We start from the raw sequence: 25,150 nt of genomic DNA on the forward strand, positions 1-25,150 counted from the left end.
GCGTCTGGAGCGGGCCTGCCGACCGGTGGGCCGACCGGGCGGGGCCGCCCCAGCCCCACCGGCCCGACGACCGAAGCGGAGCGCACGTGGTCCAGGCCTACATCCTCATCCAGACCGACGTCGGCCGGGCGGCCGCGGTGGCCGCGACCATCGCCGCCATCGACGGCGTCGTCCTCGCCGAGGACGTCACCGGCCCCTACGACGTCATCGCGCGGGTCGAGGCCCCCACCGTGGACGAGCTGGGCCGGCTGGTCATCTCCCGCATCCAGGACACCGACGGCATCACCCGCACCCTGACGTGCACGGTGGTCCACGTCTGAACGGCGGTCCACGGCCGAGAGGCGGCCGGCTCGCTCGCCCGACGGCGGCGCTCGGCCTCGCCGTCCTCGCGCTGTCCGGGTGCTCCTCCGCGGTCGAGGTGTCGCTCCCCGGGGGCCACACCGTCTCCGCCTGCACCGAGGCCCCCTGGCCGGCGACGGTCAGCGGGATGGCCCGCCGCGAGACCTCACCGCAGGACCCCGCGGTCGCCGCGTGGGGCGACCCGGCCGTCGTCGCCCGCTGCGGGGTCGCCGCGCTCGCGCCGACCGAGACCCAGTGCGTCGAGGTCGACGGCGTCGGCTGGGTCCCCGAGACCCTCTCCGACGGCACCCGGTTCACGTCCTTCGGCACCGACCCCGCCGTCGAGGTGCTCGTCCCCGCCGACTACGACCCGGCGCCGTTGCTCCTGCCCGCCTTCGACGAGGTGGCCGAGGGTCTGCCGGCCAACGGCCTGCAGTGCCGGTGACCGCCCGGGTCAGCGCAGCCCGGTGCGGCGCTCCATCGCGAGCGCGACGAGCTCGTCGATGAGCTCGGAGTAGCCGATACCGCTCGCCGCCCACATCCGCGGGTACATCGAGCTCGGGGTGAAACCGGGCATGGTGTTGACCTCGTTGACGAGCACCTCGCCACCGTCGGTGAGGAAGAAGTCGACCCGGGCCAGCCCCTCGCAGCCGGCGGCCTCGAAGGCCGTGACCGCCATCGCCCGGATCCGCTCGGCGACCTGCGAGGGCACCTCGGCGGGCGTCTCGAGCCGGACGTCCTCGGCCGCGAGGTACTTGGCCTCGAAGTCGTAGAAGTCGTGGTTGGCGACGACGACGCACTCCCCGAGCTCGCTCGTGCGCGGGTCGTCGGTTCCGCGCCCCTCGAGGACACCGCACTCGATCTCCCGCCCGAGGACACCTTGCTCGACGACCACCTTGGGGTCGTGCTCGCGGGCGGACTCGACGGCCGCCTCGAGGTCGTCCATCGAGCCCACCTTGACGATGCCGAGGCTCGAGCCCGCCCGGGCCGGCTTGACGAAGACCGGCAGGGTGAGCGCACCGACCGCCTCCATCGCGGCCGCCCGGTCGCGGCGCCACTCCCGGTCGGTGATGACGACGTACGGGCCCACGGGCAGCCCGGCGGCGGCGAGGACGGTCTTCATCATCGCCTTGTCCATCATCACCGCGGAGGCTGCGACGCCGGAGCCCACGTAGCGGACGTCGGCGAGGTCGAGCAGGCCCTGGATGGTGCCGTCCTCCCCGAACGGCCCGTGGAGCAGCGGGAAGACGACGTCGACCTCGCCGAGGGTGCGTGGCGGCTGCCCGGGCTCGTGAACGACGAGGGTGCGGTCGGTCGCCGACGTCGGGACGATGACGCTCGCCGAGCCACCGTCGACCTCCGGCTCGTGGCCCGGCGCGAGCCGCAGCGGCTCGGGGTCGTCGGCCGCGAGCACCCAGTGCCCGTCCTTGGCGATCCCGACGGGCACGACCTCGTAGCGGTCGCGGTCGAGCGCCTCGAGGACGCTGGCGGCCGTGGCGCAGGAGACGGCGTGCTCGGAGGAACGGCCCCCGAAGACGAGGGCGACCCGGATCTTGTCGGCGCGGCTGTGGTCGGTCATCGCCCGCGACTCTAGCCGCCCCTACGCTGGGCCCTCGTGACCGACGGCCCCTCCCCCCGCCCCGACGACCTCTCCCCGGCGACCCGGCTCGTCGCCCTCGGTCGCGAGCCCGCGGCGCCGGGCGCCCAGGTGGGCGCACCGCTCGTGCTCACCTCGACCTACCACGCCGACGGCGAGGTCGCCTACGGTCGGGGAGGCAACCCGACGTGGTCGGCGCTCGAGGAGGCCGTGGGCTCGCTCGAGGGCGGTGACGCACTCGTCCTCGCCTCCGGGATGGCGGCGGTCAGCGCCGCCTTCGCGCTGCTCCCCCACGGCGGGACGGTCGTCGTCCCGTCGGCGGCCTACAACGGCGTGATGGCGACCGTCGCCGACCTCGAGGCGAGCGGCGGTGCCACGGTGCGCCGGGTCGACGTCGCCGACACCGCCGCGGTGACCGCCGCCCTGGACGGCGCGGACCTGCTGTGGCTGGAGTCCCCCACCAACCCCCTGCTCGAGGTCGCGGACCTGCCGGCGGTGTGCGCCGCGGCCCGCGCACGGGGGGTGCTGAGCGTCGTCGACAACACCTTCGCCACGCCGCTGCTCCAGCGCCCGCTCGAGGTCGGGGCCGACGTCGTGGTGCACTCGGCGACGAAGTACCTCGCCGGGCACAGCGACGTCCTGCTCGGCGTCGTCGTCACCGCGCCGACCGCCGCGGGCCGCGCGCTGCGGGCACGGCTGCAGCGGCACCGGCTGCTCCACGGCGGGGTGGCCGGTCCGATGGAGGCGTGGCTCGCCCTGCGGGGGCTGCGGACGCTGCACCTGCGGCTCGAGCGCGCCTGCGCCAACGCCGCCGAGCTCGCGCGGCGGCTCGCCGGGCACGGGGCGGTCACCCGGGTCCGCTACCCGGGCCTCGGGGCGGTCGTCAGCATCGAGGTGGTCGGCGGCGCGCCGGGGGCCGAGCGGGTGGCCGCCGCGACCCGGCTGTGGGTGCACGCGACGAGCCTGGGCGGGGTCGAGAGCCTCCTGGAGCGACGTCGCCGGCAGCCGAACGAGCCGGCCGAGGTGCCGGAGGAGCTGCTGCGGCTGTCGGTCGGCGTCGAGGACGTCGAGGACCTGTGGGCCGACCTCGCCGCCGCCCTGGAGCGCGCGGCCGGCTGAGCGCGCCGCCTCAGCCGGTCTCGGCCTTGCGCGGCCGGGAGAGCAGGGCGGCCGCGACCTGCGCGGCGGTGCGGTCGTGCCGGATCATCGCGTCGACCTGCTCGATGATCGGGACGTCGACGCCGTGGTGGCGGGCGAGGTCGAGGATCGCGGTGCTCGACTTGACCCCCTCCGCGGTCTGCCGGGTGTGTGCCACGACCTGCTCGACCGACATCCCCTGCCCGAGCCGCACCCCGAAGGAGTGGTTGCGCGAGAGCGGGGACATGCACGTCGCGATGAGGTCACCCACGCCCGCCAGGCCGGCGAAGGTCACCTCCTCGCCGCCGAGGGCGCTGCCGAGGCGCATCGTCTCGGCCAGCCCCCGGGTGATGATCGAGGCCTTGGAGTTGTCACCCATCCCGAGCCCCTCGGCGACGCCCACCGCGAGGGCGATGACGTTCTTCACCGCGCCGGCGATCTCCGTGCCGACGACGTCGGTGCCGGTGTAGGGCCTGAAGTACGGTGCGGCGCAGGCGGCGGCGACCCGTTCGGCCATCGTGGCGCTGCGGGAGGCGACGACCGACGCGGCGGGCTGCTTGGCGGCGATCTCCCGGGCCAGGTTCGGGCCGGAGAGCACGACGACCCGCTCGGCCTCGACACCCCCGACCTCGGTGATGATCTGCGACATCCGCTGCGTCGTCCCGAGCTCGACACCCTTCATCAGCGACACCACGGCGGCCTCGGCGGGGATCACGTGCCCCCAGGCCTCGAGGTTGGTGCGCAGCGTCTGGGCGGGCAGGGCCAGCACGACGACGTCGGCACCGGCGGCGGCCTCCGCGGGGTCGGTGGTCGCTCGCACCGCACCCGGCAGCCGCAGCTCGGGCAGGTACTCCTCGTTGACGCCCGCGTTGAGCTGCGCGACGACCTCGGCCCGCCGGCCCCACATCGTCACCGGGGTGCCCGCGTCGGTGAGGACCGCCGCGAAGGCGGTGCCCCAGCTCCCGGTGCCGAAGACGGCGGCGCGGCTCACGAGGCGTCACCGAGCGGCTTGGGGCGGCCGGTCGGCGTGACCCGCGCCGTGCGGGGGTCGTACCGCTCGGGCGGCGCCTGCTCACCGCGCAGCACCTCGAGCTCGGCGGTGATGGCGTCCATGATCCGGCGGGTGGCCTCGGTGAGGACCGCGGTGGTCACCGGCCCGTCGTAGAGGTCCTCCAGGGGGACCGGGGCGCCCGCCCGCACCTGCATCCTCGGCCGGGGCCGCAGGTGGGGGCGCCGGCCGTAGGGGGGCAGCAGCTGCTGGGGCCCCCACTGGGCCACCGGGATGACCGGGCAGCGGGTCTCGAGCGCGACCCGGGCGGCTCCGGTCTTGCCGCGCATCGGCCACAGGTCGGGGTCGCGGGTCAGGGTCCCCTCGGGGTAGATCGCGACGCACTTGCCGGCCCGGACCGCGGCGACCGCTGCCCGGTAGGCGTCGGTCGCCCGGCCGGAGCCGCGGTAGACGGGGATCTGGTCGGCCGAGCGCAGGACGGCCCCGACGACCGGCACGTCGAAGACCTCGTACTTGCCGAGGAAGCGGGGGGCGTGCCCGTTGTCGACGAGGAAGTGCGCGAAGACGAGGGGGTCGATGTGCGAGACGTGGTTCGGGCACACGACCCACCCGCCCTGCGAGGGCAGGTTCTCGGCACCGGACCAGTCCCGCGTCGTCGAGGCCATGAGCAGTGGTCGGAGGGCCCGGATCGCGAACCGGTAGCCGAACGGTCGCGAGGTGTCGGTCGGGTTGGTCACCTGGGGCCTTCCATGGTCGGGTCACCGCATTGTGGTCCGCAGCCGGGTCGATGTCCACGGTGCCACGGACGCCTGTCAGGATCGTGGACGTGGCAGCTGCACCCCGGCGCGCGGTCGTCGTCCCCGTCAAGGGCGGACCCCTCGCGAAGTCCCGGCTCGAGCTCGCCCGCAGCGTGCGCCTCGCGCTCGCGGAGGCCTTCGCCCGCGACACGCTCGAGGCCGCCGCCGCCGCCCTGCCGGACGCGCTGCTCCTCGTCGTCACCGACGACCCGCACGTCGGGCTCTGGGCCGGCGAGAGCGGGTACCGCGTCGTCGGCGACCCGGGGGAAGGGCTGGACGCCGCGGTGGCCGAGGGGCTGCGCGCGGCGTGCACCGACGGCGCCGCGCGCGCGAGCGTGCTGCTCGGCGACCATCCGGCCCTGCGGCCGGCCGAGCTGGCAGCGGCCACGGGGCGGGCCGGCGACCGGCCCCGGGTCCTCGTGCCCGACGCCGAAGGCTCCGGGACCGCGATGCTCGAGATGTCGCTGGACGGCGCCGAGGTGCCACCGACCCGGTTCGGCGCCGGGAGTGCCCGGGCGCACGTGGCCCTCGGCTACTCCCCGCTGCGGCTCGCGGCACCGGGGCTGCGCACCGACGTCGACGACGCCGAGTCGCTCGCCGCCGCGATCGCGCTCGGGACCGGCCGGCACACCCGCAGCGTCCTCGCCCGCGCTACCCTGCCCGGCGTGCAGGCCACCATCCATCGACCGCCCGTCGGGGGCGAGGGCAGCGCCCTCCTCGACGACGGGCGGGTGGTCGCGGTCCCTGTTGCCGCCGTGGCCGACAGCGGGCTGCTGCACCTGCGGGCCGGGCAGCGGGTCAGCCTCGAGCTCACCGCGGACGAGCGCGCCGCGAGCAGGGTGTGGATCGTCGGGATCGGCCCCGGCGAGACGATCCGCTAGCCGAGCCGGCTCAGCGACCGGAGGACCTCGCCGTCTTCTTCGCGGTGCCCGTCTTCTTGGCGGTGCTCGTCTTCTTGGCGGTGCTCGTCTTCTTCGCCGCGGCGGCCGTGCGCGCCGGCGTCTTCTTCGCCGTGCTGGCCGCCTTCGACGCCGCGGACTTCGTCGTCGCACGGGTCGTGCGCGCGGCGCCCGTCGTCTTCGCCGCGGCAGCCTTGGTCGCCGTGGCCTTCCTCGCGGCGCTGCTCGTCGTCGTCGCGGCGCTGGCCTTCTTCGCCGTGGACCTCGTCGCGGTGCTCCCGGTCTTCTTCGCCGCGCTCGACCTCGTGGCGGTGCCGGTCTTCTTCGCGGTGCTGGCCTTCTTGGCGGTGCTGGCCTTCTTGGCGGTGCTGGCCTTCTTCGCCGTCGCGGCGCCGACCGTCCCTGCCGCCGCGCGTCCGGTGGCGGGCGCGGACTTCGGCAGGCTGCTCGGCTTGCGCACGTAGTCCTTGAAGGCGGTCCCGGGACGGAAGCGGGGAGCCTTGCCCTTGGGGATGCGCACGGAGGTCCCGGTGTGCGGGTTGCGACCGGTGCGGGCGGCCCGTTCGGCGCGGTCGAAGGTACCGAAGCCGGTGATCGCCACCTTCCCGCCCCGGGCGACCTCACGGACGATCGTGTCGAGCACGGAGTCGAGGGCGTCGAGGGCCGCCTTGCGGCTGCCGAGGGCCTTCTCCAGCTCCTTGACGATGTCTGCCTTGTTCACGGGAACCTCCATCGGTCGGCGTCGAGCAGGGCCCGACGCTCGGGTCGTGAGGGGTCGTTGCCGACCTTGGGACCGACGGTATGCCTGTGTGAGAGGGACGTCCACCACTCCCCCGGCGTGTTCCGGTTGCGCCGCACAGGGTTTGGCGACCCGCTTCGCGGTCACACCGGTCTCATGCGTCCCACGGGACGCGGGTTGCCGGACCGCCGGCGGGTCCGGGTTGAGGCGTCAGTGCACGACCCTCAGGCGGTCACCGTGGGCTTCCACGACGGCCGGGTCGCCTCGTAGGTCGCAATGTCGTCCGCGTGCCGCAGCGAGAGGCTGATGTCGTCGAGCCCCTCGAGCAGCCGCCAGCGGGTGTAGTCGTCGACCTCGAAGGGCGCGACGATGTCGCCGGCGGTCACCGTGCGGGAGACGAGGTCGACGGTGACCGACATGCCGGGCTCGTTCTCGAGCAGCTTCCACAGCAGCTCGACGTCGTCCTGGCTGCACTGCGCGGTGAGCAGGCCCTGCTTGCCGCTGTTGCCCCGGAAGATGTCGGCGAACCGGGAGGAGATGACGACCCGGAAGCCGTAGTCCATGAGGGCCCACACGGCGTGCTCGCGCGAGGAGCCGGTGCCGAAGTCCGGCCCGGCCACGAGCACGGAGCCCGCGGCGAACTGGGGGTCGTTGAGGACGAAGGTCTCGTCGCCCCTCCAGGCCGCGAAGAGACCGTCCTCGAAGCCGGTCCTCGTGACCCGCTTGAGGTAGACCGCCGGGATGATCTGGTCGGTGTCGACGTTGCTGCGCCGCAGCGGCACGCCGATGCCCGTGTGCGTCGTGAACTGCTCCATCAGACGCTCGCCTCCTCGGCGTCGAGGTCGGCCGGGCTGGACAGCGTGCCACGCACGGCCGTCGCCGCCGCGACGAGCGGGCTCACGAGATGGGTGCGTCCTCCCCGACCCTGGCGGCCCTCGAAGTTGCGGTTGGACGTCGAGGCGCTGCGCTCCCCCGGCGCGAGCTGGTCGGGGTTCATCCCGAGGCACATCGAGCATCCGGGCAGGCGCCACTCCGCACCGGCGGCGGTGAAGACCGCGTCGAGGCCCTCGCTCTCGGCCTGCTCGCGCACCCGTGCCGAGCCGGGGACGACGAGCATCCGCACCCCGTCGGCGACCTGTCGGCCCTTGATGACCTCGGCGGCGGCCCGCAGGTCCTCGATCCGACCGTTCGTGCACGAGCCGAGGAAGACGGTGTCGACGTGGATGTCGCGCAGCGGTGTCCCCGCGCTCAGGCCCATGTACTCCAGCGCCCGGCGGCCGGCCACGCGGTCGTTCTCGTCGGCCATGTGCTCCGGGTCGGGGACGGCCTCGCCGAGGGGGCTGCCCTGGCCGGGGTTCGTCCCCCAGGTGACGAAGGGGGTCAGGCTCGCGGCGTCGAGGACGACCTCCGCGTCGAACCGTGCGTCGTCGTCGCTGCGCAGCTCGCGCCAGGCCTGCACCGCGGCGTCCCAGTCGGCGCCGCTCGGCGCGTGGTCGCGGCCGCGCAGGTAGTCGAAGGTCGTCTCGTCCGGCGCGATCATCCCGGCCCGCGCTCCGGCCTCGATCGACATGTTGCACACCGTCATCCGCGCCTCCATCGACAGCGCCCGGATGGCGCTGCCCCGGTACTCGATGACGTACCCCTGCCCGCCACCGGTGCCGATCTTCGCGATGACCGCGAGGACGATGTCCTTGGCGGTGACGCCGGGCGCGAGCTCGCCCTCGACCGTGACCGCCATCGTGCGGAACGGCTTCAGGGGCAGGGTCTGGGTGGCGAGGACGTGCTCGACCTCGGAGGTGCCGATGCCGAAGGCGAGGGCCCCGAAGGCGCCGTGGGTCGAGGTGTGGCTGTCGCCGCAGACGATCGTCATCCCCGGCTGGGTGAGCCCGAGCTGGGGCCCGACGACGTGGACGATGCCCTGCTCGGCGTCGCCCATCGGGTAGATCGTGACGCCGAACTCCTCGCAGTTGCGCCGGAGGGTCTCGACCTGCGTCCGGCTCACCGGGTCGGTGATCGGGCCCGGGGTCGTCGGCACGTTGTGGTCCTCGGTCGCCACCGTGAGCTCGGGGCGCCGGACCGGCCGGTCGGCCAGCCGCAGGCCGTCGAAGGCCTGGGGGCTGGTCACCTCGTGCAGGAGGTGGAGGTCGATGTACAGCAGGTCGGGCTCGCCGTCACCGCGATGGACGACGTGCGCTTCCCACACCTTCTCGGCCAGTGTGGTGGCCATGGACGACACCTCCGGGAGGCGGGCCGCTTCGGCCCGGACGACGGGGACGCGGCGAGTGACCGGGGTGCGCCCTCGCCGCCATGTCGAGATTCGCACGGGTCCCCGACGTGCGGACTTGCGTCTCAGGCAATGAGACGGCAATATCAAGACATGGACAACAGCAGTGGGGTCGGCGTGCTCGACAAGGCGGCCATCGTCCTGTCCGCGCTCGAGGCCGGCCCGTCGACGCTCGCCCAGCTCGTCACGGCCACCGGCCTGGCCCGCCCGACGGCCCACCGGCTCGCCGTCGCGCTCGAGCACCACCGGCTGGTCACCCGCGACCTCCAGGGGCGCTTCGTCCTCGGCCCCCGGCTCGGCGAGCTCGCCGCCGCCGCCGGCGAGGACCGCCTGCTCGCGGCCGCCGGGCCGGTCCTCGGGGCGCTGCGCGACCACACGAACGAGTCCGCACAGCTCTTCCGCCGCCAGGGCGACTACCGGGTGTGCGTCTCGGCCGCCGAGCGTCCGGTCGGGCTGCGCGACTCGATCCCCGTGGGAGCGACCCTGTCGATGCGGGCCGGCTCCGCGGCCCAGGTGCTCCTCGCCTGGGAGGAGCCGGACCGGCTGCACCGGGGGCTGCAGGGCGCCGCGTTCTCGGCGACCACCCTCTCCGGTGTGCGTCGTCGCGGCTGGTCCCAGAGCATCGGCGAGCGCGAGCCGGGCGTGGCGTCGGTCTCGGCGCCGGTGCGCTCGCCGTCGGGGCGGGTCATCGCCGCCGTGTCGATCTCCGGCCCCATCGAGCGGCTCTCCCGCCAGCCCGGACGGCTGCACGCCGCGACGGTGATGGCCGGGGCCAACAAGCTCACCGAGGTCCTCGCGCGGCACGCCGCCCAGCAGGAGGCCCAGAACACGGTCTGAGCGACCGCCGCGCCGGGGCCTCGCGCGACGCGCCCCCGGGTCGCCGCTCCGGTGTCGGCCGAGGCGTGCCGGGCCCGGCAGCAACACGGATGTCACACGGCGCGCCTGCGGCGGCAACATCGCGGGTCCACCCTGAGCCCACCGACGAGGAGCAGGAGGGCCCGTGACACCGACGACCGCCCGGCGGATCGCCCGGGACCGCACCCGCCTGCTCGCCTTCCCCCGCCCGGACCGCTGCGCGCTCGTCGTGGGGGGCGGAGCGGTCGCGGCGCGGCGGGCCGCCGCGCTGACCCGGGCGCGAACCCCGGTCATCGTCTTCGCGCCCACGCTGTGCGACGACGTCTTCGACCTGCTCGCCGAGCATCTCGTGACCTGGGAGAACCGGTGGCCGACGCTCGAGGACCTGCGCACGGCGTGGCTCGTGCACGCCGCGACCGGCGACGCCCAGCGCGACGCCCACGTCTGCGCTCTCGCCGCCGCCGTCCGCCCGTCGGTCGCCTGAGCGTCCCTCAGGAGAGCCGCGACCCCAGCCGCTCGCGGGCACTCTCGCCGCGCCGGCGCACGGGCACGCTCCCGGCGACCGCGGCCAGGCCGAAGGGCTTGGGCCCGACGTAGACGCTCTCGGGACCGCGGGTGGAGACCTCGTAGGTCTCGTGCCAGATCGTCACCGCGCCCGGTGAGCGAGCCGCCAGCCGGTAGAACTCGGTCCATGCCGGGCGGTGGGCGTGTTCGCCGGAGGCGGCGTAGGCGTAGAGCTCCTCGGTGCTGCGCCACCACTGGATCGTCGTCGCGCCCATGAGGTGGACGGTCGTACGGCTTCCGAGGTAGCCCAGGTGCTCGGCCTGCCCCCGCCCGGCCGCCGCCCGGTTGCGCTCGAGCTCGGTGAGCATCCGGGTCATCGCCCCGCCCGCCTGCCGGACGAGGCGCAGGTGCCACGGCCGGTGGACGCGCAGCCCGATGAGGAAGACGGTGAGGGGCCCGTCGTACGCGTGGGTGACGCGGTCCATGGGCGGGCTCCCGACTGGATAGTTTGGCTACCTGGTGCCACTATCGTGGAGAGTTGGACTATCCGGTGTCAAGACCCTGACCGAGGAGCCCTGTGCGCATCTCCGAGCTCGCGACCCGGACCGGCGTCCCGGTCCCCACCCTGAAGTTCTACCTGCGCGAACGGGTCCTACACCCCGGCCGGGCGACGAGCCGTACGTCTGCCGAGTACGACGAGGGCCACGTCGAGCGCGTCCGGCTGCTGCGGGTGCTCGCCGAGCACGGCGGCATCAGCGTGGCCGACCTGCGGGTGATCGTCGCCGCCCTCGAGGCCCCGCCGCCCTCGCGCCACGAGCTGCTCGGCGCGGCACACGACGTCCTTCCCGGGGCGCGCACGGGGACCCCGGCGGGCGAGGAGGTGACCGGGCTCTTCGCAGACCTCGGCTGGCCGGTCCCCGCCGACGCGGCGTTCGCCGCGGGTCTCGGCGAGGCCGTCGACGCGGCGCGGGCGGCCGGTGTGCCCATCACCCCCACCACCCTGCGGCGGTACGCGGCGGCCATGCGCCACGTGGCCGAGGTCGACGTGGGCCTCGCGCTGGCAGCCGCGTCGCCGGCGGACGCGCTGCGGACCGTCGTCGTCGGCACCGTCCTCGTCGACCCCGTCCTGGCCGCGCTGCGGCGGGTGGCCCAACAGGTGGTGAGCACCGAACGCGCCTGAGCCACAGGCGGAGATGACGAAGGCCCGGTCCTGGTGGACCGGGCCTTCGGCCGGGTAGCCCCGACGGGATTCGAACCCGCGCTACCGCCTTGAGAGGGCGGCGTGCTAGGCCACTACACAACGGGGCCGGGTGCCGACCGGGCCGCCGTGGCAGGCCCGGACAACGAGAGAGAACCTTACCGAACGGACGGGATTCTCCGAAATCGCACCGGTGAGGACCGGGGCGATGGCTGGGGTACCAGGACTCGAACCTAGAACGGGTGAACCAGAATCACCTGTGTTGCCAATTACACCATACCCCATGGGGTATACCGTGCGACCTCTCCCCGAGGGGCCGGCGCGCGGCGAACCGAGTGGCGATACTACCGGCCGCCCTCCCCGGGCCCAAATCGCCCGTCGCTCCTCTCGAGCAGCCCGGCGATCGCGTCCAAGCCCGCGATGACCGGCACGGACCGCGACTCCACGAGGCGCCGGGAGCGTTCGTCGGGCACGCCCGCGCGCACGAGCCAGGCCGCGCGCAGACCCGCGTCGTCGGCCGCCAGCGGGTCGGTGGCCAGCTGGTCGCCGACGTAGAGCGTCGCCGCGGGCTCGGTACCGAGCCGGCGGCAGGCCTCGTGGAACGCCCTCGGGTCGGGCTTGCCGAAGCCGAGCGTATCCCGGCTGCACACGACGTCGAAGAGCCCCTCGAGCCCGCTCGCTTCCATCTTCACCCGGGTGTAGTCACCCGAGGAGTTCGTGAGGACACCCACGGCGAGACCGGCCGAGCGCAGGCCGACGACCGTCGCGCGGACGTCGTCGAAGGCCGCCAGCCCCTCGACGAAGGCCGGTTCGTAGACCTCCTCGAAGGCGTCCCACCAGTCCTCCCCCGCCTGGTCGAGCCAGGCCGCGAGCTCGGCCACCCGCGCTCGGCGCATCTCCTCGAACTCGATCTCCCCACGGGCGTAGGCGGTGAAGTGACCCTCGGGATCGGAGCGGAAGTGCTCCCCGGCGTGGGCGAGCCGCTCGGGGTCGGCCTGCGGCCAGAGCCGGGACGCGGCGGCCGCACCCGCGGCGTGCATCGCGGCCCGGGTGTCGTAGAGGGTGTCGTCGGCGTCGAGGAGGACGGCGGCCACGCCCGGGTCGCCGCTCACAGCGTCGCGCGCAGCGTGGCGAGCCGCGTCAGGGTCGAGGCCTTGCCGAGGATCTCCATCGACTCGAACAGCGGCGGGCTGACCCGTCGCCCGGACAGCGCCGTGCGCACCGGGCCGAAGGCGAGCCGCGGCTTGAGGCCGAGGCCGTCGACGAGCGCGGCGCGCAGTGCCGCCTCCAGCTCGGGAGCCCGGAAGGTCGCCTCCGACCCGAGGACGCCGCCGTGCTCGTCGGGGACCGCCTCGAGGGCGGCGTACGCTGCGTCGAGCACGCGCGCCGCGTCGTCGGTGAGCTGGGCGCGGGCGTCCTCGGCCACCTCGACGGCGTCGTCGGCGACGTAGAACGGCGCGACGAGGTCGCTCGCCTCGGTGAGGTGGGCGATCCGCGTCTGGATGAGGGCCGTGACCTGCTCGAGGCGCGCGAGCTCGCCGAGCGAGGGGTCGGCGCCGAGGACGCCGTCGCGCTGCAGGTAGGGCAGCAGGCGTGCGGTCAGGTCGGGCAGGTCGAGACCGCGGATGTGCACGCCGTTGAGCCAGTCGAGCTTCTTGAGGTCGAAGATCGGCCCCACGGGGTTGACCTCGCGCCAGTCGAACCGGTCGACGAAGTCGGCGAAGGAGAAGACCTCGACGTCGTTGCCCTCGGCGTCCTGGGCCGGCGGGTAGGCCAGCAGCCCGAGGAAGTTCACGAGCGCCTCCGGCAGGTAGCCCTCCTCCTCGAACCACGTGAGGCGGGCCTCGGGGTTCTTGCGCTTGCTGATCTTGGACTTGTTCTCGTTGCGCAGCAGGGGCATGTGGGCGAACGCCGGGGGCTCCAGCCCGAGCCACCGGTAGAGCAGGACGTGCTTGGGGGTGGAGCTGATCCACTCCTCACCGCGCACGACGTGGGTGATGCCCATCTCGTGGTCGTCGACGACGACGGCGAGGTGGTAGGTCGGGAAGCCGTCGGCCTTGAGGATGACCTGGTCGTCGGGGCGCGGCGCGGTGAGGTGGCCCCGGATGAGGTCCTCGAAGCCGAGCTCGACGTCGTCGGGCACGAGCATCCGCACGACGGGGTGCTCGGAGAAACCCGGCAGCGCGCGACGCTCCTCCTCGGTCCGGCCGAGGCACATCCGGTCGTAGCCGGTGGGCTGCTTGAGCCGCTGCTGCTCGGCGCGCATCTCGGCCAGCCGCTCCGGGGTGCACCAGCAGCGGTAGGCGTGGCCCTCGGCGAGCAGGCGCTCGACGTAGGGGCGGTAGGTGGTCAGCCGCTCGCTCTGGCGGTAGGGGGCGCACGGCCCCCCGACGTCCGGGCCCTCGTCCCACGTCAGGCCCAGCCAGCGCAGGGTGTCGAACACCTGCTGTTCGGAGTCCTCCCGGAAGCGGGCGCGGTCGGTGTCCTCGATCCGCAGGATGAACCGGCCCCCCTGCTGACGGGCGAAGGCGAGGTTGAACAGGGACATGTAGGCCGTGCCGACGTGCGGGTCGCCGGTCGGCGACGGGGCGACGCGCAGGCGGACCGGCCCGGGGAGGTCGGCGGCCGGGGTGGGTGCGGGGGTCTGCTCGCTCATGATGGGGCCAGCGTAGTGAGGTGGAGCGCACGGACCGGTGCCCGACCACCGCCTAGCATGGAGCCGTGCCCGGGTCGCGGGCGGCGCGCACCGCCGACGAGACGGGGGTCGCCCCGGCCCCCGCCGCCGCGCAGCGCTGGGCGGCGGTCGGCGCAGGAGCGGTGTCGGCATCGGCCCTCGCCGGGGCGGTCGGGCTCGCCACGGGCACCGACCCCTACCTCGCCCACCTCACCGAGCGGCTGCCGCTGCACAGCCCCGTGCTCGGTGCCGCGGCGCTGACGGCGGTCGTCGGCGTGCCCTACGGCCTGCTCGCGTGGGACACGTGGACCGGGCGACGCCGCGCGGCCTCGATCGCGGTGGCCGCCGGGTCGCTGCTCGTGGCGTGGATCGGGGTCGAGGCGGCCGTGCTGCGCGAGACGAGCGTCCTCGACCCGCTCTACGCCGGGATCGGCCTCGCGACGCTGGTGCTCGGGCGGCGCCACCGGCCGCGGCGGGTCACGGACTGACGAACGGGTTGGCCAGGGTGCCGATCCCCTCGACCTCGACCTCGACCCGCTGCCCGGCGACGACCGGGCCGACGCCGGCCGGCGTCCCGGTGAGGATGACGTCCCCCGGCAGCAGCGTGAACGCCCTCGAGGCGTACGCGACGAGCGCGGCGACGCCGTGGACCATGTCGGCCGTCGTGCCGTCCTGGACGAGCTCACCGTCGAGGCGGGTGCGCACCGCGAGCGCGGAGGCGTCGAGGTCGGTCTCGACCCACGGCCCCAGCGGGCAGAAGGTGTCGAACCCCTTGGCCCGGGCCCACTGGCCGTCCGAGCGCTGCAGGTCACGGGCGGTCACGTCGTTCGCGCACGTGTACCCGAAGACCACGCCGAGGGCGTCCTCGGGCTCGAGGTCCTTGCACATCCGCCCGATGACGACGGCCAGCTCTCCCTCGTAGTGCACCTCGGCGCTCTGCGGAGGCAGCACGACCGGGTCGCCCGGACCGACGACGGCGGTGTTCGGCACGAGGAACATCAACGGCTCCGCCGGCACGTCACCGCCCATCTCGGCGGCGTGGTCGGCGTAGTTCTTCCCGATGCCGATGACCTTGCTGCGCGGGATGACCGGCGCGAGGAGGCGGACGTCCTCGATCCGGTGGGTCGCGCCCGTCAGCTCGATCCGCTGGTAGAGCGGGTCGCCGCTCACCTCGGCGAGCTTCTCCCCCGCTCCGTCGACCAACCCGTACGCCGGGTCGTCCCCGGTGGTGAACCTCGCGATACGCATGCCCCGAGCCTACGGTCCCCCCACCCCACCGCCGGAAGACCTCTCCGAGCCCTGCCGATGTCGCTGACCCCTGCTGACCTCGCTGCCCCCTGGCTCTATGACGCCAGGGATGGGCGAAATCGGCATGGCTCAGCGGAACAGCCGCGGGAGGGAGAGGTCTTCCGGCGGCGGGGGTACGGGGTGGCGCGCGACGGTCCTCACGCCCCTGACCTGCGGCGCTGGGCAGCGGGGCCCCTTGCGGCGGCCGGGCCTCGGGGCTAGCGTCACGGGCGACGGCGTGGCCTGGCCGGGCCGTCGGGACTTCCAACGGAGGGAGTGGCGCATGCGGCTGAGGCAGCTCACCGGGCTGGGGGTGGCCGCTGTCTCGGTGGCCGCGCTCGCGGCCTGCGGCAGCGACGACGGCGGGGTCCCGGTCGTCAACCTCTACGGTGGGGCCTCGGACGTCGGCTTCGACAAGATCATCGCCGCGTGCAACAAGGAGGCCGACGGCCGCTACCGCATCGTCGGCAACCTCCTCCCGAGCGACGCCGACGGCCAGCGCGAGCAGTTCGTGCGCCGGCTCGCCGCCCACGACGACAGCCTGGACCTGCTCGGGATGGACGTCACGTGGACCGCCGAGTTCGCCGAGGCCGGCTGGATCCGCGAGATCACCGGTGAGCAGGCGACCGCCGCCACCGAGGACACCCTCGACCCGCCGATCCAGACGGCGATGTGGGACGACAAGCTCTACGGCATCCCCAAGCACACCAACGTCCAGCTCCTCTGGTACCGCAAGTCGCTCGTCCCGGACCCGCCGACCACCTGGGACGGCGTCATCGAGCGCGCCAAGCAGCTGAAGTCCGAGGGCAAGCCCTACGTCGTCGCGTTCACCGGCGCGCAGTACGAGGGGTACGTCGTCGGGTTCAACACCGTGCTGTCCTCCCTCGGCGGCACGCTCGTCAACGACGACAGCACCCAGGTCACCGTCGACGACGCCACGGTCCAGGCGCTGACGATCCTCGAGCAGCTCGCCGACAGCGGGGTCGCCTCGGCGTCGCTGTCCAACAGCCAGGAGCCGGAGGTCTTCGCCCAGCTGCAGAACGGCGAGGCCGCCTTCGCGATCAACTGGCCCTACGTGCTGTCCTCGATGCGTGAGGCCGATCCCGAGATCGCCAAGGACCTCGGCTTCGCCCGGCTGCCGGAGTTCGCCGACGGCAAGGAGTCCCGGGCGACGCTCGGCGGGATGAACTACGCCATCAGCAGCTACAGCAAGCACCCCGACGAGGCCTACGACGCCGCGATGTGCCTGCGCTCCCCCGAGCACCAGCTGCAGACCGCGCTCGAGGCCGGCAACCCACCGGTCGCCCGCAGCGTCTACGAGGACGGCGAGTTCCAGAAGGCCTACCCGATGTACCAGGTGATGCTCGACGAGCTCGAGACCGCCGTCCCGCGACCGGTGACCCCGCTGTACCAGAACATCTCGACGATCGTCTCGACGACGCTCTCACCCCCCTCCGGCATCCGGCCCGAACAGACCGCCGAGAAGCTCGAGAGCTCCATCCAGGACGCGATCGACGGAAAGGGGATCCTGCCGTGAGCACCGTCGCCCCACCTCCCACCGACGCCGTCGACCCGCTCGAGCAGGACGACGAGGCCGTCGCGATCGCGCGCCAGCGCGCCAGCGAGGGGCGCCGCGCGGAGCGTCGACTCGGCCTGATGCTGTGCGCGCCGGCCGTGGTCGTCATGCTCGCCGTCGCGGCCTACCCCATCCTCTACGCGCTGTGGCTCTCGCTGTTCAGGGCCGACCTGCGCACCCCGGACGAGAACGAGTTCGTCGGGCTGTCCAACTACGTCACCGTCCTCAGCAGCCCGATCTGGTGGCAGGCCTTCGGCATCACGATGTTCATCACGGTCATCGGGGCGGCGGCCGAGCTCGTGCTCGGCATGCTGCTGGCCCTCGTCATGCACCGCACGCTGATCGGCCGCGGCCTCGTGCGCACCTCGGCCCTCGTGCCGTACGCCATCGTCACCGTCGTCGCCGCGTTCTCCTGGCGGTTCGCGTGGACCCAGGGCATCGGCTGGCTCGCCGGCGACTCGGCACCGCTCACCGACCGCTGGCCCTCGATCTGGATCATCATCCTCGCCGAGGTGTGGAAGACGGTGCCGTTCATGGCCCTGCTGCTCATGGCCGGGCTCGCCCTCGTCCCCGAGGACCTGCTCAAGGCGGCCTCGATGGACGGAGCCTCGGCCTGGCAGCGCTTCTGGCGGGTGACCGTCCCGCTGATCAAGCCCTCGATCCTCGTCGCGCTGCTCTTCCGCACCCTGGACGCGTTCCGGATCTTCGACAACATCTTCGTCCTGACCAACGGGGCCAACGGCACCTCCTCGGTCTCGATGCTGGCCTACAACAACCTCATCAAGGGCCTCAGCCTCGGCATCGGCTCGACGATGGCCGTCCTCATCTTCATCACGACCGCGATCATCGCGTTCGTGTTCGTGCGGTTGTTCGGGGCCGCGGCCCCCGGAGGGAGCGAGAAGCGATGAGCGCCGTCACCGTCACCCCGCAGCGCCGCATCGGGTGGGGCGTGGTCAACGCCGTCGTCCTGCTCTACGCCTTCGTCCCCGTCGTGTGGATCATCTCGCTCTCGCTCAAGGGCGACGACACCCTCAACGACGGCAGCTACCTGCCGATGAACCCGACGGGCGAGGCCTACTCGCAGATCTTCGGCAACAGCGACTTCCTGCGGGCCCTGGTCAACTCCATCGGTATCTGCGTCATCGCCACGGCCGTCGCCCTCGTGCTCGCGACGATGGCGGCCTACGCGATCGCCCGTCTGGAGTTCCCGGGCAAGCGGGCCATCGTCGCGACCTCGCTGCTCATCTCGATGTTCCCCCAGATCGCCCTGGTGACACCGCTGTTCAAGATCGAGACGGCGATCGGGATCTTCGACACCTGGCCGGGGCTGATCCTGCCGTACATCACCTTCGCGCTGCCGCTGGGCATCTACACCCTCTCGGCGTTCTTCCGCGAGATCCCCTGGGAGCTGGAGAAGGCGGCCCAGATGGACGGCGCGACCCCGTACCAGGCCTTCCGCCGGGTCATCGCCCCGCTGGCCCTGCCCGGCGTGTTCACGACGGCCATCCTCGTGTTCATCGCCTGCTGGAACGACTTCCTCTTCGCGATCTCGCTCACCTCGACCAACGCCGCCCGCACGGTGCCCGCGGCGATGTCCTACTTCACCGGGGCGACGACCTTCGAGAAGCCGACGGCGGCCATCGCCGCGGCGGCGGTCGTCATCACCATCCCCATCGTGCTGTTCGTGCTGTTCTTCCAGCGACGCATCGTCGCCGGGCTGACCTCGGGAGCGGTCAAGGGCTGACGGCCCCGGACCCGGACAAGGAGCGGAACCCCCATGGCAGAGATCGTCCTCGACCACGTGGTCAAGCGCTACCCCGACGGCTCGCTCGCCGTCGACGACTTCAGCCTGGAGATCGCCGACGGCGAGTTCATCATCCTCGTCGGGCCCTCCGGCTGCGGGAAGTCGACCACCCTCAACATGATCGCCGGGCTCGAGGACATCACCCGCGGGGAGCTGCGCATCGACGGCGAGGTCGTCAACGACAAGGCGCCCAAGGACCGCGACATCGCCATGGTGTTCCAGTCCTACGCGCTCTACCCCCACATGACGGTGTTCGAGAACATGGCCTTCCCGCTCGTCCTGGCGCGGGTGGACAAGGAGACGATCAAGACCAAGGTCGACGAGGCCGCCGAGATGCTCGAGCTGACCCAGCACCTGGAGCGCAAGCCGGCGAACCTCTCCGGCGGGCAGCGTCAGCGGGTGGCCATGGGGCGGGCCATCGTCCGCAGCCCGAAGGCCTTCCTCATGGACGAGCCGCTGTCCAACCTCGACGCCAAGCTGCGGGTGCAGATGCGCACCCAGGTGGCGCGCATCCAGAAGTCGCTCGGGACGACGACCGTCTACGTCACCCACGACCAGACCGAGGCGATGACCCTCGGGGACCGCGTCGTCGTCATGCGCGGTGGCGTCGTGCAGCAGGTCGGCACGCCCACCGAGCTGTACGAGCACCCACGCAACCTCTTCGTCGGCGGCTTCATCGGCAGCCCGTCGATGAACTTCCTGCCGGCGACGATCGAGGGCGACCGTCTCGAGAGCGGCCTCGGCACGCTGACCATGCCGGACGCGGTGCGAGCCGCCGTCGCGGAGTCCTCCGAGAAGCAGGTGATCATCGGGCTGCGGCCCGAGCACTTCGAGGACGCCTCGATCGCCGGCGACAAGCCCGGCGCGACCGTGCAGGTCCCCCTCGACATCGTCGAGTCGATGGGCTCGGACGTCTACGCCTACTTCACGGTGACCGGCGACCAGGCCCGCTCCGGCGACCTCGAGGACCTGGCCAAGGACACCGGCCAGGACATGCACGGCGACGGGACGACGGTCACCGCGCGGCTGGACGCCGCCGCCCGGGTGCGCCCCGGCCAGGAGGCCACGCTGTGGGTCGACACCGCCAAGATGCACGTCTTCGACATCGGCACCGGGCGCAACCTCACCGCCGAGACCGCCGAGACCACGCAGGCCGTCGAGGCCTGAGCAGGTCCTTCGCGAGGCGCGGCGTCCTGCGGGGCCGCGCCGCCAACGACCGCGCACCGCTGGCCCCGCTGAGGGGCCGGTGGTGACAGGGTCGGGGGATGTCATCGAGCGACCCCACGACCGCCGGCGCCGCGCGCGTCGACCCCACGGCCGCCGCTCCCTCGCCGCAGGCGCTGCGGCAGGCGCGCAAGGCCGTCATCGCCTCCTCGGTGGGCAACGCCCTCGAGTGGTTCGACATCATCGTGTACTCGAGCTTCGCCGTCGTCATCAGCGAGCTGTTCTTCCCCGACGTCTCGGGGTTCGCGGCGCTGATGTTCACCTTCTTGACCTTCGCCGTGTCCTACCTCGTGCGCCCGGTGGGCGCCATGGTCCTCGGCAGCTGGGCCGACCGGGTGGGCCGCCGACGGGCGCTGTCGCTGACGATCCTGCTCATGATGGCCGGCACGGGCCTCATGGCGCTCGCGCCCACCGCGGCCGTGGTCGGTCCGGTGGCGGCCGGGACGTGGCTGCTCGTCTCACGCCTGGTCCAGGGATTCTCGGCGGGAGGCGAGTTCGGTTCGGCGACAACCTTCCTCGTCGAGACAGCACCGCACCGCAAGGCCTTCTACGGCAGCTGGCAGGTCGCCACCCAGGGGGGTGCGCTCCTGCTCGCCTCGGGCTTCGGCTTCGCCCTGACCACGCTGCTCTCCCACGACGCCCTGTACTCGTGGGGGTGGCGGGTGCCCTTCGTCGTCGGGATGCTCATCGGCCCGGTCGGCTTCTACATCCGGCGCCGGATGGACGAGACCGAGGAGTTCCGGGCCGCCGAGAAGGAGTCCTCGCCGCTCGGCGCGGCCGTGACGACGCACCTGACGCGGCTGCTCACCGCCGCCGGGGCGGTGGCCCTGGCCTCCCTGTCGGTCTACCTCATCCTCTACATGCCGACCTTCGCGGTGAAGAGCCTCGGCCTTCCGGACTACGCCGGGTTCCTCGGCGGGTTCATCGCCGGGGTGGTCACCCTGGCCGGCACCCCCTTCATCGGGCGGCTCGCCGACCACGTCGGGCCCGGCCGGGTCATGCTCGTCGCCGCCGCGGCCGCCGCCGTCGCGGCCTGGCCGCTGTTCCAGCTCGTCGTGGCCGTGCCGAGCGTCGCCGTGCTGACCGTCGTCCAGGTCGTCTTCGGGGCGCTCATGGCGGCCTACTTCGGCCCCCTGCCCGGCCTGTACGCGGAGCTGTTCCCGACCAACGTCCGCGGCACGGGGATGAGTGTCGGCTACAACCTCGGCGTGCTCGTCTTCGGGGGGTTCACCGGCGCCATCTTCACCTTCCTCATCGAGACGACCGGCTCGAAGACCTCACCGAGCATCTACTTCGTCGTCATCGCGGCGCTCTCGTTCACGACCGTCGCCGTGGCGCGGCGGACCTTCGGGGTCCGGTGAGGGCGCCGGCGCCGGCTCAACGCGGCGTGACGCCGGCGCGGACGAGGCCGTAGGTCACCGACTCCACGAGGGCGTCCCAGCTCGCCTCGAGGATGTTCGGGGCCACGCCGATCGTCGTCCACGACGTCGTGCCGTCGGAGGTCTCGATGAGGACCCGGGTCACGGCGTCGGTGCCGTGCGCGGCATCGAGGATGCGCACCTTGTAGTCGATGAGCTCGAGGCCGGCGATCTCCGGGTAGGTGGCCGCGATGGCTGTGCGCAGGGCATGGTCGAGGGCGTTGACCGGGCCGTTGCCCTCGCCGGTCTCGACCCGCCGCTCCCCCGCCGTGCGCACCTTGACCGTGGCCTCGGACAGCGCCTCGCCCGCCCCCCGCGCGTCGGTGATGACCCGCCAGGACTCGACGGCGAAGAAGTCCGGCAGGGAGCCCTCGAGCTCGCGGCGCAGGAGCAGCTCGAAGCTGGCGTCGGCCGCGTCGAAGGTGTACCCCCGCAGCTCCTTCTCCTTGACGGTGGCGAGCACCCGCCGCAAGGTGGCCGCGTCGGTCTCGTCGCTCGCATCGAGGGGGAAGCCGAGCTCGCGCGACTTCAGCTCGATCGACGCCCGGCCGGCCATGTCCGAGACGAGCATCCGCATGTCGTTGCCGACGTGCTTGGGGTCCAGGTGCTGGTAGAGGTCGGGGTCGACCTTGATGGCGCTCGCGTGCAGCCCCGCCTTGTGCGCGAACGCGCTCGAGCCGACGTACGGCTGACGGGAGTAGGCGGGCACGTTGGTGACCTCGGCGATGGCGTGCGCGATCCGCGTCGCGTCCTGGAGCCGGTGCGGCTCGAGCAGCTCGCGGCCCTGCTTGAGCTGGAGGTTGGCGACGAGGGTGAGCAGGTCGGCGTTGCCGGTCCGCTCGCCGTAGCCGTTGACGGTTCCCTGGACGTGCGTGGCGCCGGCGTCGACGGCGGCCATCGAGTTGGCCACCGCACAGCCGGTGTCGTTGTGGCAGTGGATGCCCACCCGAGCCCCCGTGGTGCGCACGACGTCGTCGACGACCTCGCCCACCTCGCCGGGGAGGAACCCCCCGTTGGTGTCGCACAGGGCGACGACCTCGGCCCCGGACTCCACAGCCGCCCGGACGACCTCGAGGGCGTAGGCGCGGTCGCTGCGGTAGCCGTCGAAGAAGTGCTCGGCGTCGAGGAAGACGCGCCGGCCCTCGCCGGTGAGGAAGGAGACGGTGTCCCGGACCATCTCGAGGTTCTCGGCGAGGGTCGTGCGCAGCGCTCGCTCGACGTGGCCGGTGTGCGACTTCGCGACGAGGGTGACGACCTGCGCCTGGCTGTCCAGGAGCGCCTGGACGAGCGGGTCGGTGGCCGCCCGACCGCCGGCGCGCCGGGTGGCGCCGAACGCGGCGAGCGTGGCGTGCCGCAGGTCCAGCTCGCGCGCCGCCCGGGCGAAGAACTCGGTGTCCTTGGGGTTGGCCCCGGGCCAGCCGCCCTCGATGTAGCCGACCCCCAGCTCGTCGAGATGCCCGGCGATCGCGAGCTTGTCGGCCACGGAGAGGTTGAGCCCCTCCTGCTGGGCGCCGTCGCGCAGCGTCGTGTCGTACACGTGCAGGTCGCTCATCTGCTCCATCCGCAGGTCGTGCCGGCGAGCCGGCGTGCCGTGCCGGCGGCCGCCGGGCTCCCGGCGGGCCGACGTCGCGGCGTTCGTGCCCCGGCCCGGGTGGGCCGGGGCGTCGACGCGTGCCGTCCGTCGCCATCGTCGTCCAGCGCCTCGCCGGGCCGCCCACGGGGGGTGGGTGGGGCGACCCGTGCCGCCGGGCCGGCCGTCACCATCCGGCGGTGACGCCCCGTCCCAACAAAAAGACCCCCCGGGTGTGGGAGGTCTGCGCGGCGAGGAGGGTCCTCGTCGCGCTACACGATGATGATCGCGGTCGTCGCCGCGTCACGGAACGTCACGCGCGAAGCATCCCACGCGCCCGCCTCCGGCTCCAGCCGCCGTCCACATCGTGACCCCCGGCCGCCGGAAGACCTCTCCCGTCCATGCCGACATCGACAGCCCACGGCCGACTCGCTCGACCATGGCGCCACAGCACCATGAACCAGCGACCTCGCCTCCCCCCAGCGAGCTCGCCGCCCACGGACGATCCACGCTCCACCGGGAGACCTCTGCCACCCATGCCGACATCGACAGGTCCAGGCACGACCGCCGGGCCGCGCCGAGCTCGACGGGCGGCCTACCCTGGGGCGAGCGCACCGACCCCGGGAGCACGATGGACGACCACGGCGGCGACCTCAGCCGCGCACCGCTCGCCTACCCCGGGACGCCCGTGCCGGGGCCGCGGCTCCTGGTCGGCGACTGCGACCACACCGTGCGTCCGCGCCACACCCGCTCGCTCGCGGCGGCCCGCTCGGGCGGCTGCGTGCGGTGCGAGCTACCTCTCGGCCCGGGAGCCGAGACCGTGGAACGCACCCTGCGCCGGCTCGGCGCCGCACCGCTCGCGGACCGCACCCCGGTGCTCGCCGTCGGCTCCAACGCCGCCGTGGCCGTTCTGCGGCACAAACTCACCGGACGCGGCGTCGGCTGCGTCGTCCCGCTGCTCACCGGAGTCGTGCGCCATCTCGGTGTCGGGCACACCGCCTACGTCTCGCGCGGTGGCTACCTCCCGGCGGCACCGGTGCACCGCGCCCGGGCCCGGACCCCGGTCGTGCTCCAGCTGCTCGACGACGACCAGCTCGCGGCGGTCGACGCGACCGAGCCGGGCTACGTGCGCGTCGAGCTGTCGGCGACGGACTACCCTCTCCTGCTCGGCGGCGGGCTGCGCCCCACCCGCTACCACGTCTACGCCGCGCGGGCCGGCGTGCTCGGGCTGCCCGGAACCGGCCGTCGCCTCCTCCCCCAGCGCGAGGTCCTCGGCGCGCTGGCCGCGGCCGGGCTCCCGCACACCGGCTCCGACGACCCCCGCCGGGTCTCCGGCGAGCTCGCCCGGTCCGCACGCCGGCGCGACGAGCTGCGGGCCGCCCTCGAGGAGCGGGGGATGTCGTGGAGCTCCGGCCTGCGCCACCGCCCCGCTGGCCGCCTGCGCTGGCCCGAGGTCGCCCGCACGGGCTCGGCCGGTGCCCGCCGCCCCCGCGTCAGAGCCGCACGGCAGAGGCCGCGGCGGCGGTGACCAGCGCCGCGAACAGCTCGGCGCCCTCGGCCTCCTCCGCGTGCCACTGGACGGCGAGCCGGAAGCGCCCCGACGGCGACTCCATCGCCTCGAGGGTCCCGTCCTCGTGCCACGCGGCCGCACGCCAGCCGGTCCCCGCGAGCGACTCCGGCACGACGGCCTGGTGGTGGTAGGTCGGCACGTCGAGCGCTCCAGCGCCGACGATGCCGGCCAGCACGGTGCCCGGGGCCGGCTCGACGGCGTGTACCGCGTACCGGCCCGGCGTCGGGGAGTGCCCCTCGTGCCCGACCCGGTCCGGGACGTGCTGCTCGAGCCGCCCACCGGCGGCCACCGCCATGACCTGCATGCCCCGGCAGATCCCGAGCATCGGCAGGTCGCCCTCCTCCGCGGCCCGCACGAGCGCGCTCTCCCAGCGGTCCCTGTCCGGGCGCGCGTCCTGAGAGCTCGGATGGGGGTCGGCCCCGTACAGCGCGGGCGCGACGTCGGCGCCGCCACCGACGACGAGGGCGTCGACCCGCTCCAGGACGGCACGGGCCATCGCCTCGTCGACGTCCGGGCGCGGCGGCAGCACGACGGCCACGCCCCCGGCCGCCTCGACCTGGGCCACGTACCGGTAGGGCAGCACGACGCTGCGCTGGCCGACCCAGGGGGCGCGGTCGACCTCCTCGACGTAGCTCGTGATGCCGACCAGCGGCCTCGGGCGGCTCACCG

General features: G+C 73.5%; 26 protein-coding genes and 2 tRNA genes. 14 read left to right on the forward strand and 14 right to left on the reverse strand.

Features of this window, described 5'->3' with window-relative positions:
• Positions 1-86 precede the first annotated feature (86 nt).
• Both G8D98_RS06315 and G8D98_RS06320 read left to right on the forward strand, forming a co-directional pair.
• Positions 87-320 carry an Lrp/AsnC ligand binding domain-containing protein gene (locus tag G8D98_RS06315; protein ID WP_166100534.1) on the forward strand — a complete coding sequence of 78 codons (234 nt, stop codon included), beginning with the start codon at positions 87-89 and terminating at the stop codon, positions 318-320.
• A 98-nt stretch (positions 321-418) separates the two neighbouring features.
• A complete protein-coding gene (locus G8D98_RS06320) occupies positions 419-784 on the forward strand; it encodes a DUF3515 family protein (RefSeq protein ID WP_229661919.1) in 366 nt (121 codons plus the stop codon).
• 9 nt (positions 785-793) lie between these two features.
• Here G8D98_RS06320 and G8D98_RS06325 read toward each other — a convergent pair whose 3' ends face one another.
• Positions 794-1,918 (reverse strand): D-alanine--D-alanine ligase family protein, encoded by a 1,125-nt coding sequence (locus G8D98_RS06325; RefSeq protein WP_166100537.1) that lies wholly within the window; start codon positions 1,916-1,918, stop codon positions 794-796.
• A 36-nt stretch (positions 1,919-1,954) separates the two neighbouring features.
• Between G8D98_RS06325 and G8D98_RS06330 the strand changes: the two genes are divergently transcribed.
• A complete protein-coding gene (locus G8D98_RS06330; RefSeq protein ID WP_166100540.1) occupies positions 1,955-3,055 on the forward strand; it encodes a trans-sulfuration enzyme family protein in 1,101 nt (366 codons plus the stop codon).
• 10 nt (positions 3,056-3,065) lie between these two features.
• Here the strand turns inward: G8D98_RS06330 and G8D98_RS06335 are convergent, their stop codons facing one another.
• Both G8D98_RS06335 and G8D98_RS06340 read right to left on the reverse strand, forming a co-directional pair.
• Complete coding sequence (locus G8D98_RS06335; protein WP_166100542.1) at positions 3,066-4,064, reverse strand: NAD(P)H-dependent glycerol-3-phosphate dehydrogenase; 999 nt, start codon at positions 4,062-4,064, stop codon at positions 3,066-3,068.
• Positions 4,061-4,819: a lysophospholipid acyltransferase family protein gene (locus tag G8D98_RS06340; protein WP_229661920.1), complete on the reverse strand. Its 759-nt coding sequence runs from the start codon at positions 4,817-4,819 to the stop codon at positions 4,061-4,063. The genes G8D98_RS06335 and G8D98_RS06340 overlap by 4 nt, the downstream gene beginning before the upstream one ends.
• 89 nt (positions 4,820-4,908) lie before the next feature.
• On the opposite strand from G8D98_RS06340, the gene cofC reads away from it, so the two are divergent.
• Positions 4,909-5,760, forward strand: coding sequence for a 2-phospho-L-lactate guanylyltransferase (gene cofC, locus G8D98_RS06345; protein WP_205859717.1), 852 nt, complete (start codon positions 4,909-4,911; stop codon positions 5,758-5,760).
• Between the two features lie 10 nt (positions 5,761-5,770).
• Here cofC and G8D98_RS06350 read toward each other — a convergent pair whose 3' ends face one another.
• The 3 genes from G8D98_RS06350 to leuC all read right to left on the reverse strand — a co-directional run bounded on the left by G8D98_RS06350 (position 5,771) and on the right by leuC (position 8,744).
• Positions 5,771-6,499, reverse strand: coding sequence for an HU family DNA-binding protein (locus G8D98_RS06350; protein WP_187566481.1), 729 nt, complete (start codon positions 6,497-6,499; stop codon positions 5,771-5,773).
• A gap of 242 nt (positions 6,500-6,741) precedes the next feature.
• The gene (gene leuD, locus G8D98_RS06355) at positions 6,742-7,332 is read right to left on the reverse strand and encodes a 3-isopropylmalate dehydratase small subunit (RefSeq protein ID WP_166100588.1); all 591 of its coding nucleotides are present in this window, start codon (positions 7,330-7,332) and stop codon (positions 6,742-6,744) included.
• Positions 7,332-8,744, reverse strand: a complete 1,413-nt coding sequence (gene leuC / locus G8D98_RS06360; RefSeq protein ID WP_166100620.1) for a 3-isopropylmalate dehydratase large subunit — start codon at positions 8,742-8,744, stop codon at positions 7,332-7,334. Before leuC ends, leuD begins: the two co-directional genes overlap by 1 nt.
• A gap of 150 nt (positions 8,745-8,894) precedes the next feature.
• Here leuC and G8D98_RS06365 point away from each other — a divergent pair, with 150 nt between their 5' ends.
• Together G8D98_RS06365 and G8D98_RS06370 are read left to right on the forward strand one after the other, a co-directional pair.
• The gene (locus G8D98_RS06365) at positions 8,895-9,638 is read left to right on the forward strand and encodes an IclR family transcriptional regulator (RefSeq protein ID WP_166100622.1); all 744 of its coding nucleotides are present in this window, start codon (positions 8,895-8,897) and stop codon (positions 9,636-9,638) included.
• 163 nt (positions 9,639-9,801) lie between these two features.
• Positions 9,802-10,140 (forward strand): NAD(P)-dependent oxidoreductase, encoded by a 339-nt coding sequence (locus tag G8D98_RS06370; RefSeq protein ID WP_166100624.1) that lies wholly within the window; start codon positions 9,802-9,804, stop codon positions 10,138-10,140.
• Positions 10,141-10,147: 7 nt separating this feature from the next.
• On the opposite strand, the gene G8D98_RS06375 is transcribed toward G8D98_RS06370, so the two are convergent.
• Complete coding sequence (locus G8D98_RS06375) at positions 10,148-10,645, reverse strand: monooxygenase family protein (RefSeq protein WP_166100627.1); 498 nt, start codon at positions 10,643-10,645, stop codon at positions 10,148-10,150.
• Between the two features lie 92 nt (positions 10,646-10,737).
• On the opposite strand from G8D98_RS06375, the gene G8D98_RS06380 reads away from it, so the two are divergent.
• Positions 10,738-11,340 carry a MerR family transcriptional regulator gene (locus G8D98_RS06380; protein ID WP_166100629.1) on the forward strand — a complete coding sequence of 201 codons (603 nt, stop codon included), beginning with the start codon at positions 10,738-10,740 and terminating at the stop codon, positions 11,338-11,340.
• Between the two features lie 55 nt (positions 11,341-11,395).
• On the opposite strand, the gene G8D98_RS06385 is transcribed toward G8D98_RS06380, so the two are convergent.
• The 4 genes from G8D98_RS06385 to gltX form a co-directional block, all read right to left on the reverse strand.
• Positions 11,396-11,468: transfer RNA gene (locus G8D98_RS06385), tRNA-Glu, on the reverse strand.
• Between the two features lie 99 nt (positions 11,469-11,567).
• Positions 11,568-11,642 (reverse strand) — tRNA-Gln (locus G8D98_RS06390).
• Positions 11,643-11,702: 60 nt separating this feature from the next.
• Positions 11,703-12,470, reverse strand: a complete 768-nt coding sequence (locus G8D98_RS06395; protein WP_166100632.1) for an HAD family hydrolase — start codon at positions 12,468-12,470, stop codon at positions 11,703-11,705.
• Positions 12,467-14,014 (reverse strand): glutamate--tRNA ligase, encoded by a 1,548-nt coding sequence (gene gltX, locus G8D98_RS06400; RefSeq protein WP_166100635.1) that lies wholly within the window; start codon positions 14,012-14,014, stop codon positions 12,467-12,469. Before gltX ends, G8D98_RS06395 begins: the two co-directional genes overlap by 4 nt.
• Positions 14,015-14,079: 65 nt before the next feature.
• Here gltX and G8D98_RS06405 point away from each other — a divergent pair, with 65 nt between their 5' ends.
• Entirely contained in the window at positions 14,080-14,520 is a 441-nt protein-coding gene (locus G8D98_RS06405) for a hypothetical protein (protein WP_166100637.1), read from the forward strand.
• Here the strand turns inward: G8D98_RS06405 and G8D98_RS06410 are convergent.
• Complete coding sequence (locus G8D98_RS06410) at positions 14,510-15,280, reverse strand: fumarylacetoacetate hydrolase family protein (RefSeq protein WP_166100640.1); 771 nt, start codon at positions 15,278-15,280, stop codon at positions 14,510-14,512. The genes G8D98_RS06405 and G8D98_RS06410 overlap by 11 nt on opposite strands.
• A gap of 322 nt (positions 15,281-15,602) precedes the next feature.
• Here G8D98_RS06410 and G8D98_RS06415 point away from each other — a divergent pair, with 322 nt between their 5' ends.
• From G8D98_RS06415 to G8D98_RS06435, 5 genes are all read left to right on the forward strand, one after another.
• Positions 15,603-16,856 (forward strand): ABC transporter substrate-binding protein, encoded by a 1,254-nt coding sequence (locus G8D98_RS06415; RefSeq protein WP_166100642.1) that lies wholly within the window; start codon positions 15,603-15,605, stop codon positions 16,854-16,856.
• Positions 16,853-17,803 (forward strand): carbohydrate ABC transporter permease, encoded by a 951-nt coding sequence (locus G8D98_RS06420; protein ID WP_275944340.1) that lies wholly within the window; start codon positions 16,853-16,855, stop codon positions 17,801-17,803. Before G8D98_RS06415 ends, G8D98_RS06420 begins: the two co-directional genes overlap by 4 nt.
• On the forward strand, positions 17,800-18,639 hold the full coding sequence (locus G8D98_RS06425) for a carbohydrate ABC transporter permease (protein WP_166100645.1): 840 nt from the start codon (positions 17,800-17,802) through the stop codon (positions 18,637-18,639). The genes G8D98_RS06420 and G8D98_RS06425 overlap by 4 nt, the downstream gene beginning before the upstream one ends.
• A 33-nt stretch (positions 18,640-18,672) precedes the next feature.
• Positions 18,673-19,866 (forward strand): ABC transporter ATP-binding protein, encoded by a 1,194-nt coding sequence (locus G8D98_RS06430; protein ID WP_166100647.1) that lies wholly within the window; start codon positions 18,673-18,675, stop codon positions 19,864-19,866.
• 98 nt (positions 19,867-19,964) lie between these two features.
• The gene (locus tag G8D98_RS06435; protein WP_166100650.1) at positions 19,965-21,284 is read left to right on the forward strand and encodes an MFS transporter; all 1,320 of its coding nucleotides are present in this window, start codon (positions 19,965-19,967) and stop codon (positions 21,282-21,284) included.
• 16 nt (positions 21,285-21,300) lie between these two features.
• Here G8D98_RS06435 and cimA read toward each other — a convergent pair whose 3' ends face one another.
• Complete coding sequence (cimA, locus tag G8D98_RS06440) at positions 21,301-22,893, reverse strand: citramalate synthase (RefSeq protein WP_166100653.1); 1,593 nt, start codon at positions 22,891-22,893, stop codon at positions 21,301-21,303.
• A gap of 649 nt (positions 22,894-23,542) precedes the next feature.
• Here cimA and G8D98_RS06445 point away from each other — a divergent pair.
• Entirely contained in the window at positions 23,543-24,439 is an 897-nt protein-coding gene (locus G8D98_RS06445) for a hypothetical protein (protein WP_166100656.1), read from the forward strand.
• On the opposite strand, the gene G8D98_RS06450 is transcribed toward G8D98_RS06445, so the two are convergent.
• Positions 24,405-25,148 (reverse strand): gamma-glutamyl-gamma-aminobutyrate hydrolase family protein, encoded by a 744-nt coding sequence (locus G8D98_RS06450; protein ID WP_166100658.1) that lies wholly within the window; start codon positions 25,146-25,148, stop codon positions 24,405-24,407. The genes G8D98_RS06445 and G8D98_RS06450 overlap by 35 nt on opposite strands.
• Between the last annotated feature and the right edge of the window lie 2 nt (positions 25,149-25,150).

It is taken from the genome of Phycicoccus endophyticus (genome assembly GCF_011326735.1).
In the GTDB taxonomy this organism is placed as follows: Bacteria; Actinomycetota; Actinomycetes; order Actinomycetales; family Dermatophilaceae; genus Phycicoccus; species Phycicoccus endophyticus.